Origin of the sequence: Pseudoduganella sp. UC29_106 (genome assembly GCF_044055365.1) — a bacterium.
Lineage (GTDB): Bacteria > Pseudomonadota > Gammaproteobacteria > Burkholderiales > Burkholderiaceae_D > Rugamonas.
This window is the reverse complement of sequence record NZ_CP171977.1, coordinates 1,489,791-1,516,262: the sequence shown is the minus strand read 5'-3', so window position 1 is coordinate 1,516,262 and position 26,472 is coordinate 1,489,791. Positions and strand designations below refer to the sequence as shown.

At 64.2% G+C, this 26,472-nt stretch carries 13 protein-coding genes; 7 read left to right on the top strand and 6 right to left on the bottom strand.

What is annotated here, in order from left to right:
- Positions 1 to 5: 5 nt before the first annotated feature.
- Together ACHMW6_RS07990 and ACHMW6_RS07985 are read left to right on the top strand one after the other, a co-directional pair.
- The gene (locus tag ACHMW6_RS07990; RefSeq protein WP_395406589.1) at positions 6 to 1,253 is read left to right on the top strand and encodes an oligosaccharide MFS transporter; all 1,248 of its coding nucleotides are present in this window, start codon (positions 6 to 8) and stop codon (positions 1,251 to 1,253) included.
- A complete protein-coding gene (locus tag ACHMW6_RS07985) occupies positions 1,250 to 2,449 on the top strand; it encodes a glycoside hydrolase family 88 protein (protein ID WP_395406588.1) in 1,200 nt (399 codons plus the stop codon). Before ACHMW6_RS07990 ends, ACHMW6_RS07985 begins: the two co-directional genes overlap by 4 nt.
- Before the next feature lies 1 nt (position 2,450).
- On the opposite strand, the gene ACHMW6_RS07980 is transcribed toward ACHMW6_RS07985, so the two are convergent.
- The 3 genes from ACHMW6_RS07980 to ACHMW6_RS07970 form a co-directional block, all read right to left on the bottom strand.
- A complete protein-coding gene (locus ACHMW6_RS07980; RefSeq protein ID WP_395406587.1) occupies positions 2,451 to 3,494 on the bottom strand; it encodes a LacI family DNA-binding transcriptional regulator in 1,044 nt (347 codons plus the stop codon).
- Positions 3,495 to 3,530: 36 nt separating this feature from the next.
- Positions 3,531 to 3,911: a four-helix bundle copper-binding protein gene (locus ACHMW6_RS07975; protein WP_395406586.1), complete on the bottom strand. Its 381-nt coding sequence runs from the start codon at positions 3,909 to 3,911 to the stop codon at positions 3,531 to 3,533.
- A 77-nt stretch (positions 3,912 to 3,988) separates the two neighbouring features.
- On the bottom strand, positions 3,989 to 5,599 hold the full coding sequence (locus ACHMW6_RS07970) for a hypothetical protein (protein ID WP_395406584.1): 1,611 nt from the start codon (positions 5,597 to 5,599) through the stop codon (positions 3,989 to 3,991).
- Between the two features lie 126 nt (positions 5,600 to 5,725).
- Here ACHMW6_RS07970 and ACHMW6_RS07965 point away from each other — a divergent pair, with 126 nt between their 5' ends.
- Positions 5,726 to 6,472 carry a hypothetical protein gene (locus tag ACHMW6_RS07965; protein ID WP_395406583.1) on the top strand — a complete coding sequence of 249 codons (747 nt, stop codon included), beginning with the start codon at positions 5,726 to 5,728 and terminating at the stop codon, positions 6,470 to 6,472.
- Here the strand turns inward: ACHMW6_RS07965 and mgtA are convergent, their stop codons facing one another.
- Together mgtA and ACHMW6_RS07955 are read right to left on the bottom strand one after the other, a co-directional pair.
- Positions 6,473 to 9,142 carry a magnesium-translocating P-type ATPase gene (gene mgtA / locus ACHMW6_RS07960; protein ID WP_395406582.1) on the bottom strand — a complete coding sequence of 890 codons (2,670 nt, stop codon included), beginning with the start codon at positions 9,140 to 9,142 and terminating at the stop codon, positions 6,473 to 6,475.
- A 311-nt stretch (positions 9,143 to 9,453) separates the two neighbouring features.
- On the bottom strand, positions 9,454 to 22,449 hold the full coding sequence (locus ACHMW6_RS07955) for an Ig-like domain-containing protein (protein WP_395406580.1): 12,996 nt from the start codon (positions 22,447 to 22,449) through the stop codon (positions 9,454 to 9,456).
- A 222-nt stretch (positions 22,450 to 22,671) separates the two neighbouring features.
- Here ACHMW6_RS07955 and ACHMW6_RS07950 point away from each other — a divergent pair, with 222 nt between their 5' ends.
- The 4 genes from ACHMW6_RS07950 to ACHMW6_RS07935 all read left to right on the top strand — a co-directional run bounded on the left by ACHMW6_RS07950 (position 22,672) and on the right by ACHMW6_RS07935 (position 26,042).
- Positions 22,672 to 22,920, top strand: a complete 249-nt coding sequence (locus ACHMW6_RS07950; RefSeq protein WP_395406579.1) for a hypothetical protein — start codon at positions 22,672 to 22,674, stop codon at positions 22,918 to 22,920.
- A 116-nt stretch (positions 22,921 to 23,036) separates the two neighbouring features.
- On the top strand, positions 23,037 to 25,121 hold the full coding sequence (locus tag ACHMW6_RS07945; RefSeq protein WP_395406577.1) for a TonB-dependent receptor: 2,085 nt from the start codon (positions 23,037 to 23,039) through the stop codon (positions 25,119 to 25,121).
- Positions 25,122 to 25,318: 197 nt separating this feature from the next.
- The gene (locus ACHMW6_RS07940; RefSeq protein WP_395406576.1) at positions 25,319 to 25,618 is read left to right on the top strand and encodes an antibiotic biosynthesis monooxygenase family protein; all 300 of its coding nucleotides are present in this window, start codon (positions 25,319 to 25,321) and stop codon (positions 25,616 to 25,618) included.
- Positions 25,619 to 25,742: 124 nt separating this feature from the next.
- Positions 25,743 to 26,042 carry a hypothetical protein gene (locus ACHMW6_RS07935; RefSeq protein WP_395406574.1) on the top strand — a complete coding sequence of 100 codons (300 nt, stop codon included), beginning with the start codon at positions 25,743 to 25,745 and terminating at the stop codon, positions 26,040 to 26,042.
- Here ACHMW6_RS07935 and ACHMW6_RS07930 read toward each other — a convergent pair.
- Complete coding sequence (locus tag ACHMW6_RS07930; RefSeq protein WP_395406573.1) at positions 26,039 to 26,365, bottom strand: DMT family transporter; 327 nt, start codon at positions 26,363 to 26,365, stop codon at positions 26,039 to 26,041. The genes ACHMW6_RS07935 and ACHMW6_RS07930 overlap by 4 nt on opposite strands.
- Positions 26,366 to 26,472 lie beyond the last annotated feature (107 nt).

Here is a 26,472-nt window from a genome sequence, read left to right as displayed (position 1 = left end):
AGACAATGACAAGCAAGCAGTTGCACTTCCGCTTCCTGTGCGGATTCCTGTTCATCTATTTCTTCGCACAGGCGATGAGCGTGTCCCTGCTCGCGCTATGGCTGCGCTCCACGCTGAAGCTTTCCGGCACGGAGACCGGCATCGTGTTCGCGGCCAACTTCATTGCCGCCATGTGTTCGCAGCCGATCTACGGCCTGGTGTCCGACAAGGTGGGCGTGCGCAAGCATATCCTGTGGACCGTAGCCGCCCTGGTCTCGGGCTGCGGCCTGTTCTTCACCTATGTGTACGCCCCGCTGCTGCAGGCGAACATCTATCTCGGCGCGGCCGTCGGCGGCCTGTATCTGGGCATCACCTTCATCGCCGGCAGCTACGCCATCGAGTCCTACGTCGACCGCATCGGGCGCCGCCACGGCTTTGAGTACAGCCGCGTGAGGCTGTTCGGTTCCCTCGGCTTTGCCACCGCCGCCTTCATGAGCGGGCAAATCTACAACATCAACCCGGGCATCAACTTCTTCCTCGCTTCCGGCGCCGGCCTGCTGCTGCTTGTGCTGCTGGCGTTCTGGCGCAGCGCCGGGGACGAGCACGACGCAGCGCCGGCGCATACCGTCACCCTGGCCGAAGCGCTGAAGGTGCTGCGCCAGCCGCAGTTCTGGCGCTTCATGGTCTTCATCCTCGGCGTGACGAACCTCTACCTGGTGTTCGACCAGCAGTTCCCCAGCTACTTCACCTCGCTGTTCCCCGACCCGGCCACCGGCGCTGCCATGTTCGGCTACCTGAACTCGATGCAGATCTTTATCGAGGCCTGTGGCCTGTTCCTGTCGCCGCTGCTGGTCAAGCGCATCGGCGCCAAGAACGGCCTGCTGCTGGCCGGCTCCATCATGCTGATCCGGGTGGCCGGCTCCGGCCTGGCCGTGGGGCCTGCCTCGATTTCGGCAATGAAGATGCTGCACTCGTTCGAGCTGCCGATCCTGGTCGTCTCCATCTTCCGCTACATCGCCCACCATTTCGACAACCGCCTGGCTTCCACCATCTATATGGTCGGCGTGAGCTTCGGCCATTCGCTCGGCCTGGCCATCCTGTCGCCGATCGCCGGCAAGAGCTATGACCTGATTGGCTTCCCGGCCACTTACCTGAGCATGGCGGGACTGGCGCTGATATTCCTGGTGCTGTCCGCCATCTTCCTCTCGCCCACGCCACCTGAAATTCCGCGCCGTAGCAATTCGGCGGCGCCTGCCAAGGAGTTATCCGCATGAATGCCCGTCTCCACCTCCCGGCCCTGGAGCCCCTGTGCCATGATGCGCTGCCCGCCCACTGGACCGGCCGCCCTCCGTTTGCCGTGCTGCGAGGCGCCATCGACCGCGCGCTGGCATCGATCGATCGCAACCTGGCTCACTTCGGCGACGCCTTCCCGGCCCCCTCCAGCACCGGCGGTGTCTATCCGGCCATGGGCAATACCGAGTGGACCAACGGCTTCTGGACCGGCATGCTGTGGCTGGCCTACGAGCTGACGGGGGCACAACGTTACCGCGATGCCGCAGAAAACCACGTGCGCAGCTTCCATCACCGCCAAGCCGGGCGCATCAGCACCAACCACCATGACCTGGGCTTCCTCTACAGCCTGTCCTGCGTGGCGGCCTACAAGCTGACCGGCAGCGAAATGGCTGCGGAAGCGGCCATGGGCGCGGCGCGCCTGCTGCTGGAGCGCTACCTGCCCGGCGCCGGCATCATCCAGGCCTGGGGCGAACTGAGCGACCCGGCCCAGCAAGGCCGCATGATCATCGACTGCAACCTGAACCTGCCCCTGCTCTACTGGGCCAGCGACTACAGCGGCGAAGCGGCCTTCCGCGATGCGGCCAACCAGCATATCGCGGCAGCCGCGCGGCATATCGTGCGTCCGGACGGATCGACCTTCCACACCTTCTTCTTCGACCCGGCCAGCGGTGCGCCGCGCGAAGGCAAGACCCACCAGGGTTTTGCCGACGATTCCTGCTGGGCGCGCGGCCAGGCCTGGGGCATCTCCGGCTTCCCGCTGGTGTACCGCCACAATGGCGACACCAGCCTGATTGAACTGTCGAAGGTGCTGGCCAACTACTACCTGAACCGCCTGCCGGCTGACGGCATCTGCTATTGGGACCTGATCTTCACCCGGGGCGGCGAAGAACGCGACAGCTCGGCGGCCGCGATTGCCGCCTGCGGACTGCTGGAACTGGCGAAAAACCTGCCGCTGACGGACCCGCTGCGCACGCAGTACGAGCGGGCCGCACTGGGCATGGTCACGGAACTGTCGCAGCGCTATGCCCAGCCGGGCATGCCGGGCAGCGGCCTGCTGGCGCACGCCGTCTATCACAAGCCGAACAGGATCGGCATCGATGAATGCTGCATCTGGGGCGACTACTTCTACCTGGAAGCGCTGGTACGCCTGAGCCGCACCTGGGAGCCCTACTGGTAACTCACTCGCCCAGGGTGGACGATTCGCGCGTGATCAGCGTGTACGGCAGCAGCCGGTGCTGGACGAGTTTGGACTCGCCGGCCCGGCGCCGGCGGATCTGCTCGACCAGCAGCTCGACGGCGGAACGCGCCATGTCGCCGATCGGCTGGTGGATGGTGGTCAGCTCCGGCCAGACGGTGGTCGCCACCGGCGTATCGTCGAAGCCGGCCACCGCCAGGTCATCCGGCACATGCAGGTGCATGCCGTGCGCCACGGCGATCACGGCGGCGGCCATATCGTCATTGCTGGCGAAAACGGCGGTAGGACGGTCCTTCTGCCCCAGCAGCTCGCGCGCGGCTGAAAGGCCGGAACGGTAGGTGAACAGGCCCTGCGCCACGCGCTCGGCCGGCACCTTGATGCCCGCTTCGGCCATAGCGTCCACGAAAGCCTGGTAGCGCAGCTGGGCCGGCGTGTGCTTGGGGTCACCCTTGATGAAGGCAATGTCGCGGTGGCCCAACGAGAGCAGGTAGCGCGTCATCGTCAGCGCGCCGTCATAGTCGTCGATGCGCACCGCGGACATACTGGATACAGGCTTGGCGGTCGCCACCGCCACGGTGGGCATGCCGATTTCGTCCAGCTGCTTGAGGGCCGATTTCGAATCGCACAGCGGCGGCGGCACCAGGATGCCGTCCGCGCCATTGGCGATCAGGCGCTCGATGGCGGCGCGCTGGCTGCGCTGGTCTTCGCAATTCTCCAGGATCAGGGTGGCGCCGCTCTGGCTGCACTGATCCATGGCGCCCACCAGGAAGGCGCTCAGGAAGGCGGCAGAGGGATTGCTGTACAGGAGGCCGACGCGCAAGGTGCCCACGCGGGCCGCGCGGGCAGCCACATTGACCTGGTAATTCAGGGACTGGACGGCCGCCATCACCTTGTCGCGCGTGGCGTCCGTCACGTGAGCGCTGCCATTGATGACGCGTGACACCGTCATGGCCGATACGCCCGCCACGCGGGCTACGTCGTAGACGGTGGCGCCGCCTGTGTTCCGGTCGTTTTTCTTTTCTCCCATTGCCGGGATGTTACCCCATCCCGTGGCCTCTGCCAATCAATGACGAGGTGCGGCCGCCGTGGCCGTGGTGCTGCGGACCTCGCCCTGGGCCATGCTGCCCATGCGCCGGCATTCGTCCGCGCAACGGTGGCAGGCCACCGCGCAAGCCTTGCAATGCTCGTGCTGGTGCTGGTCGCACTCGGAGCCGCATGACTCGCAGATCTCGGCGCAGGCACGGCACACTTCCGCCGCTTCCGTGCTGCCGCGCGACATGAAGGCGGAGGCCAGGCGGCAGATCTGGGAACAGTCGATATCCAGCGCAATGCAGCGCGCCAGCATTTGAATCTCCGGCTCGCGCAGGCAGGCCGCTGCGCATTGCTCGCAAGCTGCCGCGCACTCGTTGCACGCATCGATACAGGATTGATAGTGCTGATCCATGGCGTCCTCCTTTTCGAGAGAAGGCAAAAGCCTACCCCCGCCGGGCGGTCCCTGCCACACGATACGCTGGAGTAAGTTCAGGCCGGGCCCTTCCCCCACACGGCAGCTAATGCTTTCAGCTTGGTCCAGACGGACAGGCGCTCATCGGACAGCGCATCGAGCAGGTCGGACAGGCGCTTGGACTTGACCATCGTATAGGTGGTGAGCACAGTCGTGATCAGGAAGGTGGCGCCGAAGATCCACAGCCGGCGCGACATGGACGCATCCGCCTCCGCCAGCAGGTTCATGCCGAGGAAGCCCGTGGTCACGGTGCCGATCAGGCCGAAGATGGTCACCACCGTCAGGCGGACAACGGTGTTGGCCTGGCGCCGCAGGCTGTCCGCTTCCAGGTAGCCGTTCATGTCCGCCATGCGCACCTTGACCTCCGTGTGCAGGCGCTCCAGGTCCAGGTGCGTGGCGGACATCTTGAACAGGGCGCGGATCTGGGCCTGGTCCGAGATTTCGGTGAACCAGTAGCGGTGGGTGAAGCGCAGGAAGCTCTCGAAGGCATAGCGGATGCGGCGCTTGAAGCGGCGCACGCTGTCCGGGTCCGTCACGCTCAGGGAATTGAGCGCTTCGGCCAGCCGGTCCGAGAACATCAGCAGGGACGCCTTCTGCAGGTGGGCGATCATGAACAGCAGGAAGTGCTGGTGGCGGAACTGCGACAGCACCCCGCGCTCGCGGCAGCAGAAAAAGTCGGACGCCGCATCGCCAACGACGACCAGCGCATAGCCGGTGCACAGATAGCGCGTATTGGGCGCAGCGCCGCCGGCATACCAGAACCGGTCGTAGCAATAACTGCGCTCGAATTCGGCGGAAGCCTGGCCCGGCGTGGCCGGCGCACCAGCCACCATGCCGAGCGAGGCCCACTGGCCAGCATCGAGCTTGTCCGGCTGGCGCAGCGACAGGTAGGCCATCATCGGCATGCGGTAGTACTCCACCAGCCGGAAACGCAGGGGCGCCAGCTGGTCAGTGTCCTCCGGCACCAGCGGCTGCAGCAGCCAGCGCCAGTGGGAGGCGATCAGCGGCGTGTGGTTTTCGCAGACGTGGCGGGTGAAGGCGTCCTTGTCCTGCGCATCGGAGGCCGCCAGCACGGCGCCTTCGGCATCCATCCACTCCACGCTGTACATGCAGTGCAGCGCATTGCCGGCGCCATCCCAGCCGGCCGGGTAGGCGCGGCCGAAGCGGTAGACCAGATCCTGCGCGGTTTCCAGCGGCAGGTTTTCAGTGCCCACTTCCAGCACCAGCAGCACGATATCCACGTCGTAAAAGAAGTGCAGGCAGACGTTATGCACTTCCAGTGTATAGGTTGGTTCGCCGCTGCGCAGCGCCACCCTCACCTGCGTGATGTCGCGCCGGCGCAGGATATGGCGCTGGCCCGTGAAGTGGCCCTCCCCCTCCGTGCCGCCGACACCAAACAGGAAGCGCTGCACATAAGGCAGGAAGCTGACGAATTCCGTGTAATAGCGCTCCTGGAAGGATGCGCCGGCATCGCGGGCGCTGGACACTTCGCGCCAGGGAGAGCTTTCATCGGCGGTCAGCAGCTCCCAGGGCTGGCCGTGGGCACGCTCCTCGTCTTCACGCGGTACGAGCCGCAATGGCCAGACCAGAACCTGGCGCAGGTGCTCCACATGACCCACTGTCTCCATGGCCGCCCCTTCTTGTTGTGCTGAGACACATGCTAAACATAGCTTACAATGTTGGCAAGTCAGTGTGTCCGCTTCTACCGAATGTTCCGCAGCCTCGCCGCCTCAGTCCTGTTTTTCGCCGCCTCCATGCAAGCGCATGGCGCCTGCGCGCCGGTGCGCTTTGCCTATCCGGACCAGGACCGGCCGCCCTATTGGCTGGGCAACGGCAGCGAAGTACCCAACCCGCCCGGCGCCAGTGTGGAACTGGTGCGCGAATTCACCGGCAGCGTGGGCTGCCCGGTCGCCCTGCTTCGCCTGCCGGTCATACGCCTGCGCACCGCCCTGCAGGCCGGCGTGGCCGATTTCACCCCTGCCGACGAAAGCTCGATCGGCACGCCCGGCGTGGCCTTCCCTCTCAACGCCAATGGCGAAGTGGACGCGAAGCGCGCCGTGCCGCTGGTGATGGTGGCTTTCGTGCGCGCGGCGGACAAGATCGATCCCGCCGCCGACCCGGCTGCCCATTTCCGCGGCCGTACCGTGGGCACCACGCTGGGCGCCAGCTATGCAGTGCGCATGAAACAGCTGGGCATCAATATCGATTCAGGCGGCTATGGCGTAGTCAGCAACCTGGAGAAGCTGCGCCTGAAGCGCATCGACGGCTTCGTGGTGTCGCTGATTTCCGAGACGGATATGGACCGCTTCGTAGCGGAGCGCTACCGCGGCCAGTTCGTGCGGCTGGAAAAGCCACTGATCCGCACCAATATCTGGCTGGCCGCCAGCAAAGCCTATTACGACAGCCACACCGCCCAGGTGGAGGCGATGTGGAACTGGCTGGGCAGCGCCGGCAACAAGCGCTTCACCACCCTGCTGAAGAAATACAGCGACCTGCCCTGATCAGCGATACACCTTTTTCATCAGCTGCGTCATACCCATGTAGCCGAATACGATCAGCGGCAGCACAGCGAAATACAGCGGCGGCAGCGACTGCATCTTGAAGTAGTGCGCCAGCGGGCCTTCGGGCAGGAACACGCCCACTGCCATGATCAGGCCCGTCATCACCAGCAGCGGCATGGCGGCGCGGCTCTGAATGAAGGGCAGCTTCGGCGTGCGGATCATGTGCACGATCAGCGTTTGTGTGAGCAGGCCCACGATGAACCAGCCGGACTGGAACAGCGTCTGCTGCGCCGGCGTCTTGGCGCCGAACAAGAACCACATCACGCCAAAAGTGGTCACGTCGAACAGGGAGCTGATTGGACCGAAGAACAGCATGAAGCGCCCGATCTCGGCCGGGTCCCAGCGCTGCGGACCGGTCAGCAGCTCGGCATCCACATTGTCGAAGGGGATGGCGATCTGCGACACGTCGTACAGCAGGTTCTGCACCAGCAGCTGCATCGGCAGCATCGGCAGGAAAGGGATGAAGGCGCTGGCGATCAGCACCGAGAACACATTGCCGAAGTTCGAGCTGGCCGTCATCTTGATGTACTTGAGCATATTGGCGAAGGTGCGGCGGCCTTCCAGCACGCCCTCTTCCAGCACCATCAGGCTCTTTTCCAGCAGGATGATGTCCGCCGCCTCCTTGGCGATATCGACGGCAGTGTCCACCGAGATGCCGATATCGGCCTTGCGCAGCGCCGGCGCATCGTTGATGCCGTCGCCCATGAAGCCGACTACGTGGCCGTTGGACTTCAGCAGGCGCACGATGCGCTCCTTGTGCGCCGGGGTCAGCTTGGCGAATACATTGTGCTGCTCCACGGCTTTCGCCAGTGTCTCGTCGCTCATCGCCTCGATATCGCCGCCCAGCAGCACGCCCTTCTGCTCCAGGCCGACTTCGCGGCAGATCTTGGCCGTTACCAGCTCGTTATCGCCGGTCAGCACCTTCACTGCGACGCCGTGCGCGGCCAGCGCCTTCAGCGCAGGCGCGGTGGATTCCTTCGGCGGATCCAGGAAGGCCACATAGCCGATCAGCACCAGGTCCGATTCATCGGCCAGGCCATAGGTGTCGCGCGCCGTATCGTGCTCGCGGGCGGCAACGGCCACCACGCGCAGTCCCTCGGCGTTCAGGTCCGCCGTCACGGTGCGGATGCGCTCCAGCAGTTCCGGCGTCAGCGCTTCCACTGCCTCGCCATGGCGCACGCGGGTGCAGACGGACAGCACTTCCTCCACCGCGCCCTTGGTGATCAGCAGGTGCTGGCTGTGGTCGCGCGCCACCACCACAGACATGCGGCGGCGGTTGAAGTCGAACGGGATTTCGTCGACCTTGCGGTAGTCCTGCGCCACGGTCAGCTCGGCGTGCTCCAGCACGGCCACGTCCAGCAGGTTTTTCAGGCCAGTCTGGTAGTAGCTGTTCAGGTAAGCCAGGTCCAGCACTTCATCGGAATCCTCGCCCCAGATATCGATGTGGCGGGCCAGGAAAATCTTGTCCTGCGTGAGGGTGCCGGTCTTGTCGGTGCACAGCACATCCATTGCGCCGAAGTTCTGGATCGCATCCAGGTGCTTGACGATGACTTTTTTCCGCGACAGGAACACGGCGCCCTTGGCCAGCGTGGAAGTCACGATCATCGGCAGCATTTCCGGCGTGAGGCCGACGGCGATGGACAGCGCGAACAGCAGCGCTTCCATCCAGTCATGCTTGGTGTAGCCGTTGATGAAGAACACCAGCGGCGACATCACCAGCATGAAGCGGATCAGCAGCCAGCTCACTTTGTTCACGCCCATCTGGAAGGAAGTCGGCGCCTTGTCGGCGGCCGTAACGCGGCCGGCCAGCGCGCCGAAATAGCTCGCCGCGCCGGTGCCCACCACCACGGCCGTGGCGGCGCCGGACACCACATTGGTGCCCATGAAGACGATGTTGTCCAGCTCCAGCGGATTGATGGCCTTGGCGTCGCGCTGCTCGGCATATTTCTCGACCGGCAGTGATTCGCCCGTCATTGCAGCCTGCGATACGAACAGGTCTTTTGCGGACAGCACGCGGCAGTCGGCCGGGATCATATCGCCGGCGGACAGCGCAATCACATCGCCCGGCACCAGCAGGCGGATAGGCACTTCGGTGCGCTGGCCGGCGCGCAGCACGGTGGCGGTGTTGCTGACCATTTCCTTCAGCGCGTCCGCCGCCTTGTTCGACTTGCCCTCCTGCCAGAAGCGCAGCAGCGCAGACAGCACGACCATCGTGCCGATGACGATGGTGGCTTTTACGTCTTCCGTGACATAGGAGACGATGGCCAGCAGCGTCAGCAGCAGGTTGAAGGGATTGCGGTAGCACTGCCACAGGTGGGCGTACCAGGTGAGCGGCTTTTCGTGTTCAACTTCGTTCAGGCCCACCAGCTCGCGCACGGCTTCGGCCTGCTCTTCGTTGAGGCCATCGGCGCGCGTCCCGAGGCGCTGCAGCAGCGCGGCGCTGTCCTCGTTGGACGCGGCCACCAGGGACTGGGTCAGGCCTTGCGGCACTTCGCGGTCGACGCCCGTTTCGGCCATCGAATCGAGCATGACGAGGCGGCGGAAGTGGCGGCCAAAGTGGCGGGCGTGCAGGAAGCCCGCGAAGAGATCCTTCAGGAAGGCGATTTTCATTTTTTTCTCCAGCATGATGCGGAGCGCGCACGAACGCACTCCCGGGCCAGTGCGCAAAGACGCAAAAAGCCCGTTACTGCACCGCAGCTTGTGCGGCGCGAACTATGTCATCAGGGAGCGGAGGGGGATGCCGCCGCTACCTGCCGATATCGGCAAGGCAGCGGCGAATGGGGAATTCGGGCTTACCTTGCCTGGGTCAGGTCGATAACAAATCGACTACAAGAACTGTCCACAGGAGGAACTCCTAAAATTGAGATGCCCGGATTCTAGCCCTATTTATTACTTGAACTCAACCAATTTCTTGTAACGTCTTATGTCGGCATTGTGAACGCGATGGCGTTCACCAGGGCCGCCGTATCACTCACGCCAACCAGCGTGACCGAGCCGCCTGGCACGCTTATCAGCAGGTCATTCCCTACGTGAGTCACGTATTTGCTGACGAATTCGGCCGCCGTTATTGGCTTGCTGAAGATGTCCACGAAGTACAGCTTGTCCCCTTCGGACATACGGAAATCGCTGACACGGTCGTTGCCCATCTGCGCCTCGAACACGAAACAATCCGCGCCGTAACCGCCGATCAGCGTGTCATTGCCCTTCCCGCCAAACAGCACGTCGCGTGCGGCGCCGCCGTCCAGCAGGTCGTTGCCAAGGTCGCCATACAGGTAGTCGATGCCGCCGTTGCCGTAGACCTTGTCGTCGCCATTACCGCCGTACAGGGCATCGGTGGCGGCGCCACCGGTCAGCGTGTCGTTGCCGTTTGCGCCCTGCATCACGTTCTCGCCGTCCGTGCCGGTCAGTGTGTCGTTGCCATTGCCGCCGTTCAGGATCTTGCCCTTGTCCGCAGTCGAGCCCCAAATCGTCAGCGTGATCGTATTGCTGGTCACCATGCCGGCGTTGTCGCACACCGAATAGCTTACGGTGGCGTTGACCTTCTGGCCCGTGCTGGCCCAGTCGAATTCATCGGATGGCAAAATCGTGATGGTCTTGCCATCCGTGCCCATCGTCGCTTTCGCGTAGACCTGGCTCAGGCCCAGCACCTGCTTGGTCACCGGGTTGACGAAGGTGGTCGCCGTAGTATCCGACGCCCAGCTCAGCGTGCACTGGCCTACGCTCATCAGCTTCACGGCATCGCCCGCGTCCAGATCGAAGGCATAGTCGGGGATGACGGGAATAACGATTGCCGCGTTTTCCACCGTCGACAATGAGATGGCCGCAGCCGTTGGGGCTTCGTTCACGTCGCCGATATTCAGCGTGACAGCTTTCTGCGAAGCGTTGCCCGCATCGTCGGTGGCCACGATTGTGAAGTTGTATTTGCTCTTGCTCTCGAAGTCCGGATTGCCGTACAGGCTCACGGCGCCGTCGGTGCCAAGGCTGACCAGGCCAGCGTCATCGTTGTTGTTGGCAAGCAGGCTGTAACTGAAGGCGCGCGCATCGGTGGCCCCGGCCTGGTACACGAGCATGTTCGCGCCGCTGTTTTCGGCCAGCGTTGCCGTTGCCGCGGACGTGAAGACTGGCGCGGTCGTGTCCAGCGTCAGGCTTGCGGCCACACCCTGCGCGACATTGCCCGCATAGTCCGTAGCGGATACGCTGACCGCGATCGCGCCGTCGGTCAGGCCGGAAAGGTTCACCAGGCCGTTGCTGCCGATTGCAGTGTGCACGCCATCGCTGAAGGTGACGGTGGCATTGGCGTCGGCGTCCAGGCCGTTGATGGTGTAGGCCACCGCGCCTTTCTCGGCGTTGCTGACCAGGCTGTCGGACACTTGCACGGCGAGGTTGCCGCCCACGTCGGCAGTGGTATCGAGCACGGTGGCGGCTGCGGTGCCGGTGGCGCTGTTGCCGGCGGTATCGGTGGCCGAGATGGACACCGTGATCGTGCCATCCGTCAGCGTGGACAGGTTGGCGGTGCCGTTGCTGCCGGTGACGGAGTGGTTGCTGGCGTCCTTGAACGTCACGGTGGCGGTGGCGTCGGCATCCAGGCCGGTGATGGTGTAGGCGACCGCGCCTTTCTCGGCATTATTGACCAAGCTGTCGGACACCTGCACGGCCAGATTGCTTCCAACATCGGCGGTGGTATCGAGCACGGTGGCGGCAGCAGCGCCGTTGGCGCTGTTGCCGGCGGCGTCGGTGGCCGAGATGGACACCGTGATCGGGCCGTCCGTCAGCGTGGACAGGTTGGCGGTACCGTTGCTGCCAGTGACCGAATGGTTGCTGGCGTCCCTGAAGGTGACAGTAGCGGTGGCGTCGGCATCCAGACCGATGACGGTGTAGGCGACCGTGCCTTTCTCGGCATTATTGACCAGGCTGTCGGACACCTGCACGGCCAGATTGCTGCCCGCATCGGCGGTGGTATCGAGCACGGTGGCGGCCCCGGTGCCGCTGGCGCTGTTGCCGGCGGCATCGGTGGCCGAGATGGACACCGTGATCGTGCCATCCTTCAGCGTGGACAGGTTGGCGGTACCGTTGCTGCCCGTGACGGAGTGCACGCCATCACTGAAGATGACGGTAGCCGTGGCGTCGGCGTCCAGGCCGGTGACGGTGTACGCGACCGAGCCTTTCTCTGCGTTGCTGACCAAGCTGTCGGACACCTGCACCGCGAGGTTGCTACCTGCATCGGAGGTGGTATCGAGTACAGTGGCGGCTCCGGCGCCGGTGGCGCTGTTACCGGCGGCATCGACGGCCGAGATGGACACCGTGATCGGGCCATCCGTCAGCGTGGACAGGTTGGCGGTGCCGTTGCTGCCGGTGACGGAGTGGTTGCTGGCGTCCTTGAAGGTGACGGTGGCGGTGGCGTCGGCATCCAGGCCGGTGACGGTGTAGGCCACCGTGCCTTTCTCGGCATTATTGACCAGGCTGTCGGACACCTGCACGGCGAGGTTGTTGCCCGCGTCGGCGGTGGTATCGAGCACGGTGGCGGCCCCGGTGCCGCTGGCGCTGTTGCCGGCGGCATCGGTGGCCGAGATGGAGACGGTGATCGGGCCATCCGTCAGCGTGGACAGGTTGGCGGTGCCGTTGCTGCCGGTGACGGAATGCACGCCATCGCTGAAGGTGACGGTGGCAGTGGCATCGCTATCGAGGCCGAGAACGGTGTAGGCGACCGCGCCTTTCTCGGCATTATTGACCAAGCTGTCGGTCACCTTCACGGCCAAGTCGCTGCCCGCATCGGCGGTGGTATCGAGCACGGTGGCGGCTCCGGTGCCGGCGGCGCTGTTGCCAGCGATGTCCAACGCGGAGATGGAGACGGTGATCGGGCCATCCTTCAACGTGGACAGGTTAGCAGTACCGTTGCTGCCGATGACGGAGGTCACGCCATCGCTGAAGGTGACGGTGGCGGTGGCATCGCTATCGAGGCCAAGAACGGTGTAAGCAACCGCGCCTTTCTCGGCATTATTGACCAGGCCATCGGAAACCTTCACGGCCAAGTCGCTGCCCGCATCGGCGGTGGTATCGAGCACGGTGGCGGCTCCGGTACCGCTGGCGCTATTTCCAGCGGCATCGGTGGCCGAGATGGACACGGTGATCGGGCCGTCCTTCAACGTGGACAGGTTAGCAGTACCGTTGCTGCCGGTGACGGAGTGCACACCATCGCTGAAGGTAACGGTGGCGGTGGCATCGCTATCCAGGCCGAGAACGGTGTAGGCAACCGCGCCTTTCTCGGCATTATTGACCAGGCTATCGGACACCTTCACGGCCAAGTCTCCGCCCACGTCGGCGGTGGTATCGAGCACGGTGGCGGCCGCAGCACCGGTGGCGGTGTTGCCGGCGGCATCGGTGGCCGAGATGGAGACGGTAATTGGGCCGTCCGTCAACGTGGACAGGTTGGCGGTGCCGTTGCTGCCGGTGACGGAGTGCACACCATCGCTGAAGGTGACAGTAGGAGTGGCGTCGGCGTCCAGCCCAGTGACGGTGTAGGCAACCGCGCCTTTCTCGGCATTATTGACCAGGCTATCGGACACTTTCACGGCCAAGTCTCCGCCCACGTCGGCGGTGGTATCGAGCACGGTGGCCGCACCTGCGCCGGAGGCGGTGTTGCCGGCAGCGTCGGTGGCCGAGATGGAGACGGTGATCGGACCATCCGTCAGCGTGGTCAGGTTGGCAGTACCGTTGCTGCCGGTGACGGAGTGCGCACCATCGCTGAAGGTGACGGTGGCAGTGGCATCGCTATCGAGGCCGAGAACGGTGTAGGCAACCGAGCCTTTCTCGGCATTATTGACCAGGCTATCGGACACCTTCACGGCCAAGTCTCCGCCCACGTCGGCGGTGGTATCGAGCACGGTGGCCGCACCTGCGCCGGAGGCGGTGTTGCCGGCGGCGTCGGTGGCCGAGATGGAGACGGTGATCGGACCGTCCGTCAGCGTGGACAGGTTGGCGGTGCCGTTGCTGCCCGTGACGGAGTGCACGCCATCGCTGAAGGTAACGGTGGCGGTGGCGTCGGCGTCCAGGCCGCTGATGGTGTAAGCGACCGCGCCCTTCTCGGCATTATTGACCAGGCTATCGGACACCTTCACGGCCAAGTCGCCGCCCACATCGGCGGTGGTATCGAGCACAGTGGCCGCACCTGCGCCGGAGGCGGTGTTGCCGGCGGCGTCGGTGGCCGAGATGGAGACGGTGATCGGACCGTCCGTCAGCGAGCTCAGGTTAGCGGTGCCGTTGCTGCCCGTGACGGAGTGCACACCATCGCTGAAGGTGACAGTGGCGGTGGCGTCGGCATCCAGGCCGAGAACGGTGTAAGCGACCGAGCCTTTCTCGGCATTATTGACCAGGCTATCGGACACTTTCACGGCCAAGTCTCCACCTACGTCGGCGGTGGTATCGAGCACGGTGGCCGTACCTGCGCCGTTGGCGCTGTTGCCGGCGGCGTCGGTGGCCGAGATGGACACGATGATCGGGCCATCCGTCAGCGTAGACAGATTGGCGGTGCCGTTGTTGCCGGTAACGGAGTGCACACCATCGCTGAAGGTGACGGTGGCAGTGGCATCGCTATCAAGCCCAAGAACGGTGTAAGCGACCGCGCCTTTCTCGGCGTTGCTGACCAGGCTGTCGGCCACCTTCACGGCCAAGTCGCCGCCTACGTCGGCAGTGGTATCGAGCACGGTGGCGGCCGCAGCACCGGTGGCGGTGTTGCCGGCGGCATCGGTGGCCGAGATGGAGACGGTAATTGGGCCGTCCGTCAACGTGGACAGGTTGGCGGTGCCGTTGCTGCCGGTGACGGAGTGCACACCATCGCTGAAGGTGACAGTAGGAGTGGCGTCGGCGTCCAGCCCAGTGACGGTGTAGGCAACCGCGCCTTTCTCGGCATTATTGACCAGGCTATCGGACACTTTCACGGCCAAGTCTCCGCCCACGTCGGCGGTGGTATCGAGCACGGTGGCCGCACCTGCGCCGGAGGCGGTGTTGCCGGCGGCGTCGGTGGCCGAGATGGAGACGGTGATCGGACCATCCGTCAGCGTGGTCAGGTTGGCAGTACCGTTGCTGCCGGTGACGGAGTGCGCACCATCGCTGAAGGTGACGGTGGCAGTGGCATCGCTATCGAGGCCGAGAACGGTGTAGGCAACCGAGCCTTTCTCGGCATTATTGACCAGGCTATCGGACACCTTCACGGCCAAGTCTCCGCCCACGTCGGCGGTGGTATCGAGCACGGTGGCGGCCGCAGCACCGGTGGCGGTGTTGCCGGCGGCATCGGTGGCCGAGATGGAGACGGTAATTGGGCCGTCCGTCAACGTGGACAGGTTGGCGGTGCCGTTGCTGCCGGTGACGGAGTGCACACCATCGCTGAAGGTGACAGTAGGAGTGGCGTCGGCGTCCAGCCCAGTGACGGTGTAGGCAACCGCGCCTTTCTCGGCATTATTGACCAGGCTATCGGACACTTTCACGGCCAAGTCTCCGCCCACGTCGGCGGTGGTATCGAGCACGGTGGCCGCACCTGCGCCGGAGGCGGTGTTGCCGGCAGCGTCGGTGGCCGAGATGGAGACGGTGATCGGACCATCCGTCAGCGTGGTCAGGTTGGCAGTACCGTTGCTGCCGGTGACGGAGTGCGCACCATCGCTGAAGGTGACGGTGGCAGTGGCATCGCTATCGAGGCCGAGAACGGTGTAGGCAACCGAGCCTTTCTCGGCATTATTGACCAGGCTATCGGACACCTTCACGGCCAAGTCTCCGCCCACGTCGGCGGTGGTATCGAGCACGGTGGCCGCACCTGCGCCGGAGGCGGTGTTGCCGGCGGCGTCGGTGGCCGAGATGGAGACGGTGATCGGACCGTCCGTCAGCGTGGACAGGTTGGCGGTGCCGTTGCTGCCCGTGACGGAGTGCACGCCATCGCTGAAGGTAACGGTGGCGGTGGCGTCGGCGTCCAGGCCGCTGATGGTGTAAGCGACCGCGCCCTTCTCGGCATTATTGACCAGGCTATCGGACACCTTCACGGCCAAGTCGCCGCCCACATCGGCGGTGGTATCGAGCACAGTGGCCGCACCTGCGCCGGAGGCGGTGTTGCCGGCGGCGTCGGTGGCCGAGATGGAGACGGTGATCGGACCGTCCGTCAGCGAGCTCAGGTTAGCGGTGCCGTTGCTGCCCGTGACGGAGTGCACACCATCGCTGAAGGTGACAGTGGCGGTGGCGTCGGCATCCAGGCCGAGAACGGTGTAAGCGACCGAGCCTTTCTCGGCATTATTGACCAGGCTATCGGACACTTTCACGGCCAAGTCTCCACCTACGTCGGCGGTGGTATCGAGCACGGTGGCCGTACCTGCGCCGTTGGCGCTGTTGCCGGCGGCGTCGGTGGCCGAGATGGACACGATGATCGGGCCATCCGTCAGCGTAGACAGATTGGCGGTGCCGTTGTTGCCGGTAACGGAGTGCACACCATCGCTGAAGGTGACGGTGGCAGTGGCATCGCTATCAAGCCCAAGAACGGTGTAAGCGACCGCGCCTTTCTCGGCGTTGCTGACCAGGCTGTCGGCCACCTTCACGGCCAAGTCGCCGCCTACGTCGGCAGTGGTATCGAGCACGGTGGCGGCCGCAGCACCGGTGGCGGTGTTGCCGGCGGCATCGGTGGCCGAGATGGAGACGGTAATTGGGCCGTCCGTCAACGTGGACAGGTTGGCGGTGCCGTTGCTGCCGGTGACGGAGTGCACACCATCGCTGAAGGTGACAGTAGGAGTGGCGTCGGCGTCCAGCCCAGTGACGGTGTAGGCAACCGCGCCTTTCTCGGCATTATTGACCAGGCTATCGGACACTTTCACGGCCAAGTCTCCGCCCACGTCGGCGGTGGTATCGAGCACGGTGGCCGCACCTGCGCCGGAGGCGGTGTTGCCGGCGGCGTCGGTGGCCGAGATGGAGACGGTGATCGGACCATCCGTCAGCGTGGTCAGGTTGGCAGTACCGTTGCTGCCGGTGACGGAGTGCGCACCATCGCTGAAGGTGACGGTGGCAGTGGCATCGCTATCGAGGCCGAGAACGGTGTAGGCAACCGAGCCTTTCTCGGCATTATTGACCAGGCTATCGGACACCTTCACGGCCAAGTCTCCGCCCACGTCGGCGGTGGTATCGAGCACGGTGGCGGCCGCAGCACCGGTGGCGGTGTTGCCGGCGGCATCGGTGGCCGAGATGGAGACGGTAATTGGGCCGTCCGTCAACGTGGACAGGTTGGCGGTGCCGTTGCTGCCGGTGACGGAGTGCACACCATCGCTGAAGGTGACAGTAGGAGTGGCGTCGGCGTCCAGCCCAGTGACGGTGTAGGCAACCGCGCCTTTCTCGGCATTATTGACCAGGCTATCGGACACTTTCACGGCCAAGTCTCCGCCCACGTCGGCGGTGGTATCGAGCACGGTGGCCGCACCTGCGCCGGAGGCGGTGTTGCCGGCGGCGTCGGTGGCCGAGATGGAGACGGTGATCGGACCATCCGTCAGCGTGGTCAGGTTGGCAGTACCGTTGCTGCCGGTGACGGAGGTCACGCCATCGCTGAAGGTGACGGTGGCGGTGGCGTCGGAATCCAGGCCGATGACGGTGTAGGCAACCGCGCCTTTCTCGGCGTTGCTGACCAAGCTGTCGGACACCTGCACCGCGAGGTTGTTACCTGCATCGGCGGTGGTATCGAGCACGGTGGCGGCAGCTGCGCCGTTGGCGCTGTTGCCAGCGGCGTCGGTGACCGAAATCGAGACGGTGATCGGGCCGTCCTTCAACGTGGACAGGTTCGCAGTACCGTTGCTGCCGGTGACGGAGGTCACGCCATCGTTGAATGTGACAGTGGCGCTGGCGTCGGCATCCAGGCCGATGACGGTATAGGCGACCGCGCCTTTCTCTGCATTATTGACCAGGCTATCCGACACCTTCACGGCCAAGTCGCTGCCTGCATCGGCGGTGGTATCGAGCACGGTAGCGGCAGCTGCGCCGCTGGCGCTGTTGCCGGCGCCATCGGTGGTCGAGATGGAGACGGTGATCGGGCCATCCTTCAACATGGACAGGTTGGCGGTACCGTTGCTGCCGGTGACGGAGGTCACGCCATCGCTGAAGGTGACGGTGGCAGTAGCGTCGGCGTCCAGGCCGGTGACGGTGTAGGCGACCGCGCCTTTCTCTGCATTATTGACCAGGCTATCCGACACCTTCACGGCCAAGTCGCTGCCTGCATCGGCGGTGGTATCGAGCACGGTAGCGGCAGCTGCGCCGTTGGCGCTGTTGCCAGCAGCATCGGTGGCCGAGATGGAGACGGTGATCGGGCCATCCTTCAACGTGGACAGGTTAGCAGTACCGTTGCTGCCGATGACGGAGGTCACGCCATCGCTGAAAGTGACGGTGGCGGTGGCATCGCTATCGAGGCCAAGAACGGTGTAAGCAACCGCGCCTTTCTCGGCATTATTGACCAGGCCATCGGAAACCTTCACGGCCAAGTCGCTGCCCGCATCGGCGGTGGTATCGAGCACAGTAGCAGCCCCGGTGCCGGTGGCGGTGTTGCCAGCGATGTCCAACGCGGAGATGGACACGGAGATGGGACCGTCGCTCAGTGTGCTCAGATTGGCTACGCCGGCCACGCCGGTGACGGAGTGCACACCATCGCTGAAGGTGACGGTGGCGGTGGCGTCGGCATCCAGGCCGGTGATTGTGTAGGCGACCGCGCCTTTCTCGGCATTATTGACCAGACTATCGGACACCTTCACGGCCAAGTCGCTACCCGCATCGGCGGTGGTATCGAGCACGGTGGCGGCTCCGGTGCCGGTGGCGGTGTTGCCAGCGATGTCCGCCGCTGAGATAGTGACCGAGATGGGACCGTCGCTCAGTGTGCTCAGATTGGCTACGCCGGCCGCGCCGGTGACGGAGTGAACACCATCGCTGAAGGTGACGGTGGCCGTGGCGTCGGCATCCAGGCCGGTGATTGTGTAGGCAACCGCGCCTTTCTCGGCATTATTGACCAGACTATCGGACACCTGCACTGCCAGGTTGCCGCCCACATCGGCGGTCGTATCGAGCACAGTGGCCGCAGCTGCGCCGTTGGCGCTGTTGCCGGCGGCGTCGACGGCCGAGATGGACACGGTGATCGGGCCATCCGTCAGCGTGGAAAGGTTGGCGGTGCCGTTGCTGCCGGTGACGGAGTGCACGCCATCGCTGAAGGTGACGGTGGCAGTAGCATCGGCGTCCTGGCCGCTGATAGTGTAGGCAACCGCCCCTTTCTCGACATTATTGACCAAGCTATCGGACACCTGCACGGCCAAGTCGCTACCCGCATCGGCGGTGGTATCAAGCACAGTGCTGGTTCCGGTGCCGGTGGCGCTGTTGCCAGCGATGTCCGCCGCGGAGATGGACACGGAGATGGGACCGTCGCTCAGTGTGCTCAGATTGGCTACGCCGGCCGCGCCGGTGACGGAATGTACGCCATCGCTGAAGGTGACGGTGGCAGTGGCGTCGGCGTCCAGACCGCTGATGGTGTAGGCAACCGCGCCTTTCTCGGCGTTGCTGACCAAGCTGTCGGACACCTGCACTGCCAGGTTGCTGCCCGCATCGGCGGTGGTATCGAGTACGGTGGCGGCCCCGGTGCCGCTGGCGCTGTTGCCGGCGGCATCGGTGGCCGAGATGGACACGGTGATCGGGCCGTCCGTCAGCGTCGACAGGTTGGCAGTACCGTTGCTGCCGGTGACGGAGTGCACGCCATCGCTGAAGGTGGCGGTAGCCGTAGCATCGGCGTCCAGGCCGGTGATTGTGTAGGCAACCGCGCCTTTCTCGGCGTTGCTGACCAAGCTGTCGGACACCTGCACCGCGAGGTTGCTACCTGCATCGGCGGTGGTATCGAGCACGGTGGTGGCAGCAGCGCCGTTGGCGCTGTTGCCGGCGGTGTCGATGGCCGAGATGGACACGGTGATCGGGCCATCCGTCAGCGTGGACAGGTTGGCGGTACCGTTGCTGCCGGTGACGGAGTGGTTGCTGGCGTCCTTGAAGGTGACGGTGGCGGTGGCGTCAGCGTCCAGACCGGTGATGGTGTAGGCGACTGTGCCTTTCTCGGAGTTGCTGACCAGGCTGTCGCCGACCTGCACTGCGAGGTTGTTACCGGCATCGGCGGTGGTATCGAGTACAGTGGCCGCTGCTGCGCCGGTGGCGCTGTTGCCGGCGGTGTCGGTGGCCGAGATGGAGACGGTGATCGGGCCATCCGTCAGCGTGGACAGGTTGGCGGTGCCGTTGCTGCCGGTGACGGAGTGGTTGCTGGCGTCCTTGAAGGTGACGGTGGCGGTGGCGTCAGCGTCCAGACCGGTGATGGTGTAGGCGACCGTGCCTTTCTCGGCGTTGCTGACCAGGCTGTCGCCGACCTGCACGGCGAGGTTGTTGCCCGCATCGGCGGTGGTATCGAGCACGGCGACGGCCCCGGTGCCGCTGGCGCTATTGCCGGCGGCATCGGTGGCCGAGATGGAGACGGTAATCGGGCCATCCGTCAGCGTGGACAGGTTGGCAGTGCCGTTGCTGCCGGTGACCGAATGGTTGCTGGCGTCCTTGAAGGTGACGGTGGCGGTGGCGTCGGCATCCAGGCCGGTGACGGTATAGGCGACCGTGCCTTTCTCGGCGTTGCTGACCAGGCTGTCGCCGACCTGCACGGAGAGGTTGTTGCCCACGTCGGCGGTGGTATCGAGCACGGTGGCGGCAGCTGCGCCGGTGGCGCTGTTGCCGGCGGCATCGGTAGCCGAGATGGACACGGTGATCGGGCCATCCGTCAGCGTGGACAGGTTGACGGTGCCGTTGCTGCCGGTGACCGAATGGTTGCTGGCGTCCTTGAAGGTGACGGTGGCGGTGGCGTCGGCATCCAGGCCGATGACGGTGTAAGCAACAGCGCCTTTCTCGGCGTTGCTGACCAGGCTGTCGGACACCTGCACGGCCAGGTTGCCGCCCACGTCGGCGGTCGTGTCAATCGTAATGCTTTGCACGCCGGATGCTGCGCTGAGGTTGCCGGCGGCGTCGGCCGCCTTGGCGGTGAAGCTGTAGTTGGCGTCACCGAGCACGGCGCTGGTGAAGGTATAGATGCCGCTGCCCGGCGCGCTCTGCGTGGCGTTGCCTACCGCCACGCCTGCCTGATACACCGTTACCGTGGCGTCAGCCTCCGCAGTGATGGTTAGTGTCGGTGTGTTGTCATTGGTCAGCGTGTCGAGCGTCGAACCGCTGTTGATGCTGAAGCCGGTGATAGTGGGGGCGTTTGGTGCGCTGGCGTCGACCACCACACTGGCGGTATTGCTGGTGGACGTGTTGCCGGCCGTATCGGTCACCAGCGCGCGGAACTGGTAGGCGCCATTGGCCAGATTGCTTTGCGCCACGCTGGTCGTGGTCCAGCTGCCGCCGCCGTTGGTGGAGACTTGATAGACGACCGTGGTGCCGGCTTCGTTCCCGCTCAGCGCCAGGTCGAATGTACGGTCGCTGGTGATGCCGTCACCCGGCGTGCCGGTGTCGGTCAGGTTGCTGAAAGCGAGCGTGCCGGCCGAGGGCGCCGATGTGTCGAGCACGTAGGCGCGAGAGTAAGTGGTGCCGGCATTGCCTGCCAGGTCTTCCACCTGGATTTTCAGCGTGTTGCTGCCGGTTAGCGTGACGCCGGACAGGCTGAAGGTGGTGCTGCCAATGGTGTTGCTGGCGGTTTGCCAGGTGGAGCCGCCGTCCAGCGAAACACGTACGACTTCGCCGGTTAGCGTGGCCGCGCTCAGCGTGCCGGAAATGGTTTGCGCCGCCGTGGCGGTGGTGAAATCTGTATTGCTGGCGCCGCTGTCGTTGGAGAAGCTGGCCGAGCTGACGGCGGCGGGGGGCGTGGTGTCCAGTGTGTACGATTTGGCTGTGCCGAGTTGGTTATTGCCGTTTTGCGCGCTCCAGAACTGGATGTTTTTGGTACCTTGGGACAGCGTCACGGGTACAGTGAACGTGCCACTGCCGGCGTTGTCAGTGTAGGTGATGGTGGCCTGCGTCCGGTTGGCCCCCGTGCCGTCGGTCGATACCCAAAGGGTTGGTACTGAATTGCCGCTAGTGGAAGCGGTGAAGCTGCCGGTGATGGTTTGCACAGCCGTCTTGGTGACGAAATCGCTGCTGAAGCTGCCAGTGTCGTCCGACAGGGTAAGCGCTATCGCGCCCGTGGCCGCATCGAGCGTGCCGCCATAGCTAGCACTGCTCAGCGCGACGGTTTCAATAGTGCCGGTGCTTGCTTCCAGTACCCAGTCGCCGCCGGCGGCCGCGCTGCCGGTGGTGTCGGTGGACGCCGCCACGTCGGCGCCGGTGGCGTGCGCCAGGTCGGCGATGAACTGTTGGCCCGTGGTGCCGGCCGCGACGTCGCAGCCGTACAAGAGGATGTCACCACCTGCCGTCAGGTGGCTGCCGATTTCGGCCAGTTGGGTGCTGTAGCTGGCAACGCTGGCGCTGTTGAGGACCGTGGAACCGAGCATGATTTCGCCGGGCGAGCCGTGCGAGACCACGTCCAGGCTGGCGATATCGGTAATGATGTCGATGGCGCCCACCTGCCCCGTGTTGTGCGCCAGGTAGTCGCGGATCTGCTGCACGCCATCGCGCGTGGCATCGAGCACTACGGCCGTGGTATTGGCCGGCAGCGCAGCGATGATGGTCTGGTAGTCGGCCACCGAGGGATCGACAAACACCACACGCGGCGTGAACAGGCCGTCCATGCCGGTGCTGGGCGAAATCACGTTGATGCTGGCGGCAGTGAGCTGGTGCGCGGTCAGATAATCCTGGATCTGCTGCGCGCCGCCGGTCAGCGCCACCACCTCGTACAGGCTGGCATCGTAGTGGGAAACCAGAGATTGGTAGTCGGACAGCTTGCTGTCCAGAAATACGGTGCGCGCGGTAGCCATGATTGGAAGTTTCCCCGGGTTAAATTGTCCTAAACACAAAGCCATTTAACTCTTCGGTAACGTTCAATGCATGGGAGGAAACACCTTTCCTTGTAGGACAATTGCGTGGTTTTTTGTGAGAATCACATGACAAATGTCACGAAAAAATCACGTCACCAGAATGGGATTGCAGGCCGCAGCGGGCGTAGAATAAACACCCCAACCTTCAAACGGGAGGGCATCATGTCCACTCCAAATACAACACGCGGCCGCAGCCTCGAGCAGAAGACCCGCGACGGCACCAGCAGCATCGGCACCATGGGCGACGGCTGCACCGGCCACCACTCGCTGCAGGGCGACACCACCCGCAATGAACAATCGGCAGGAAGGACGGATGACCTTCTTTCCGGCGGCGTCGAAGAGAAAGACCGCGATCATGGCTTCCAGAGCGGTACACAGAACTGGGGCCATGTTGTCCCCAGCAACCGTTAATCCGCTTGCAACGGAGAAGCAAGTGACGGATAATAATGAGAATTATTCTCATTAAATAGCCAGCCATCCGTCTTCCTGAAGTGCGGTCGCCAGCCGCACCACACCAGGAAAACACGATGGCATTGACCAAGACCCCACTCGCGCTGGCGATCGCGCTGGCGCTTCCCCATTTACCCGCTCTGGCTGCCGACGAAGCAGACGCCAGCCTGCCGACCGTTACCGTCAACGGTGCGCGCGATGCCGCCTACAACCCGACCAGCGCCAGCAGCGCGACCAAGATCGATGCGCCGCTGCGCGATATTCCGCAGACGGTGAACGTGGTGCCGCAGCAGGTGCTGCGCGACCAGGGCGTGCACTCGATGCAGGATGTGATGAAGAATGTGCCTGGCGTGGGCCTGTCGCATGGCGATGGCCAGCGCGACCAGGTGACCATCCGCGGCTTCAGCGCCATTGCGGACCAGTTCATCGATGGCATGCGCGACGATGCGCTGTATTTCCGCGACCTGTCGAACGTGGAGCAAGTGGAAGTGATCAAGGGTCCGGCTTCCGTGCTGTACGGACGCGGTTCGTCCGGTGGCCTGATCAATCGCATCACGAAAAAGCCTGGCATCGACCGCAATGAAGTCAGCCTGGTGCTGGGCAGCTGGAGCCAGAAGCGCGGCGAATTCGATTTCGCGCGCAAGCTCGATGACAGCGGCGTGGCGTTCCGCGTGACCGGTGCGGTGGAGGATTCGGACAGCTATCGCCCCCAGCAATTCCTCAAGCGCGAAGCGTTCGCGCCTTCCCTTTCCTTCCGACTCGGTGCGGATACGAAGGTGCTGGTGCAGGGCGAGTACCTGCACGACCGCCGGCTCACCGACTTCGGCGTGCCCGCTTACAAGGGCCGTCCGGTGGATGTGGATCCGTCGGCATATTACGGCGCGGCCAACGCGCGCGATAACGATGTGAGTGAAGCGAAGGTGAAGTCCGGCGGCTTCCAGCTGGAGCACCGCTTCAATAACGAGTTCACCCTGCGCGATAACTTCCGCTATTACGATTACACACTGGACCGCAACAACACGCTGGTCGGCTCTGTCAACGAGGCGACTCTGAAGGCGTCCCTCAACCGCAGCAATGTGAAGCGCGCGGAAGACGGATGGTTCAACCAGCTGGAACTGGTGCAGAAGACGGGCATGCACCAGCTGCTCTACGGGATCGAGATCGGCAAGCAGAATAAGGACCAGTTGTTCCGCACGCAGAACAATATCGCGACGGTGGACCTGTTCAATCCTGTGCTGCCGGTGGTGCCGCTGAATGTGACCGCGGCGCCATCGACGGACAATCTGGGCATCCTGAAAGTGGCGTCGGCTTATGTGCAGGATCTGGCTACCTTGTCCGAGCACTGGAAAGTGCTGGCAGGCGTGCGCTTCGACGATTTCAAGCAGGAGACGCGCGAGCGCCGCGCCGGCCAGTCGAACCTGAATCGCACGGACCGCGAATGGTCGCCGCGCGCGGGCGTGGTGTATCAGCCGACTGCCGCGCAATCGTATTATGTGTCGTTCAGCAAATCGTTCCAGCCGTCGGGCGAGAGCTTCCCGCTCGCGGCCAATAACGCTTCGATCGAGCCGGAGAAGACCACCAACAAGGAAGTGGGCGCGAAGCTGGATCTGTTTGGCGGCATGGCGTCGCTGGGCGCTTCGCTGTTCCGTCTGGAGCGCACGAATATCAAGTCTACCGATCCGGTGACCAATCGACTGCTGCCGATCGGCACGCAACGTACCGATGGTGTGGAGCTGACGTTCAGTGGTGAGCTGGGCGATGGCTGGCAGGTGGTGTCCGGTTACTCGTGGCTGGATGCGGAAATCACCGAGTCCATCGCACGCGATGACGGGCAGCTGGTGCAGGGCAAGCGCCCTACCCTCACGCCGCGCAACAGCGCGAGCCTGTGGGTGAGCAAGGCGCTGGGCGGCGGGTTTGGCGTGGGCGCTGGCGTGAATTCTGTCGGCTCGCGCTTTGCCAATCCGGGTAATACGGTTACGCTGCCGGGCTATACCACGGTTGACGCGATGGCCTATTACCGCGCGGGCGCTTACGATGTGCAGCTGAACCTGACTAATCTGGCGGATCGCCGCTACATTGTCGCCGGACACGGGTCCAGCAAATTCCTTAACCTGCCCGGTGCTCCGCGCGCTATTCAGCTGACCGCGCGCTATCGGTTCTAAGCGGGCCGCGGGCTGCGGAGAAACGGCGGATCGATGATCCGCCCTACGCTGCATCTCGGATCAGGCCCGAAGGGCTGTAGGGCGGATCATATGGGGGCGCCGAGCCCCGCCGTGCGTGCGTCGCCTGCGGCTCTCATGCGGGAACCTGGCGGTTGAGGCACAATGGTGTTTTTGACACTTCGAAAACTGGACCGACCATGATCACCGAAATCGCCGAACTCTCCATCAAGCCTGATTCGCATGACGCCTTCCTCGCTGCCGTCAAGGAAGCGGTGCCGCTGTTTAAGCGGGCGAAGGGATGCACGGCCATGAAGCTGGAGCGTCTGACCGAGCGTCCGGATGTCTATCATCTGGTGATCAGCTGGGAGACGCTGGAGAACCACACGGTGGACTTCCGCGGCAGCGACGATTTCCAGGCGTGGCGCGGGCTGGTGGGCGGTTTCTTCGCAGAGCCGCCGCGTGTCGAGCACTCGGCCACGGCACTGGTAGGCTTCTGAACAATGCGCGACAGGGCGAGGGCTGGCTGATCGTGCACCTGCACTGGTCCTCGCGCAAGGCGAAGTAAGCGCGCGCCAGCAGCGCGGCCGTTGCGCGAAAATGGCCGCAAAGGAGATCACGATCATGCCCGACACTATCTATCGCAATTTCAAGCAGGTGGCCGACGCTGAATCAGCCCGCGCAGCGCTGCTGGACGCAGGCTTCCACGGCACGGCCGTGCAACTGAACCTGCACGATGCGCGTCCCATCACCACAACGGCGGCCGCCGTGCAGAACATCATGGATTCGCTGACGCCGGACGATGTCGATACCACCGACAGGCCGGACCGCCCCGCTGCCCTGCTGTCAGTGGACGTGGACAACGATATCCAGCGCGAGCAGGCCAACACTATCATGCTGCGCTACGGCGGCGTGGAAGCCTAGGCGCCCTCGCCGGACACCAGCCGCAAGCCGATCAGGCCACAGATAATCACGCCAATACAGGCCAGCCGCGCGGGCGATCCCGAATCGCCCAGGAACAGCACGCCCACCAGCGCCGTGCCCACGGCGCCAATACCCGTCCACACCGCATAGGCCGTGCCGACAGGCAGCGTACGCAACGCCAGCGACAACAGATAAATACTCACGATGCCCGCAATCGCGGTCAGCACGCCGGGAACAGGCCGCGTAAAACCGGCCGACCATTTCATGCCGAAGGCGAAGGCAATCTCCAGCAGGCCGGCAACAGTCAACAATAACCAGGACATATCGAATCCAGAAATAAAGGCGCGCAAGTGGCGCGGGACCGGCATTTTCCGCCGGCTGCGCTGGACAAAACGGCCACCCGGAAGCCAGTTTCGGCCACGGCCAGCAG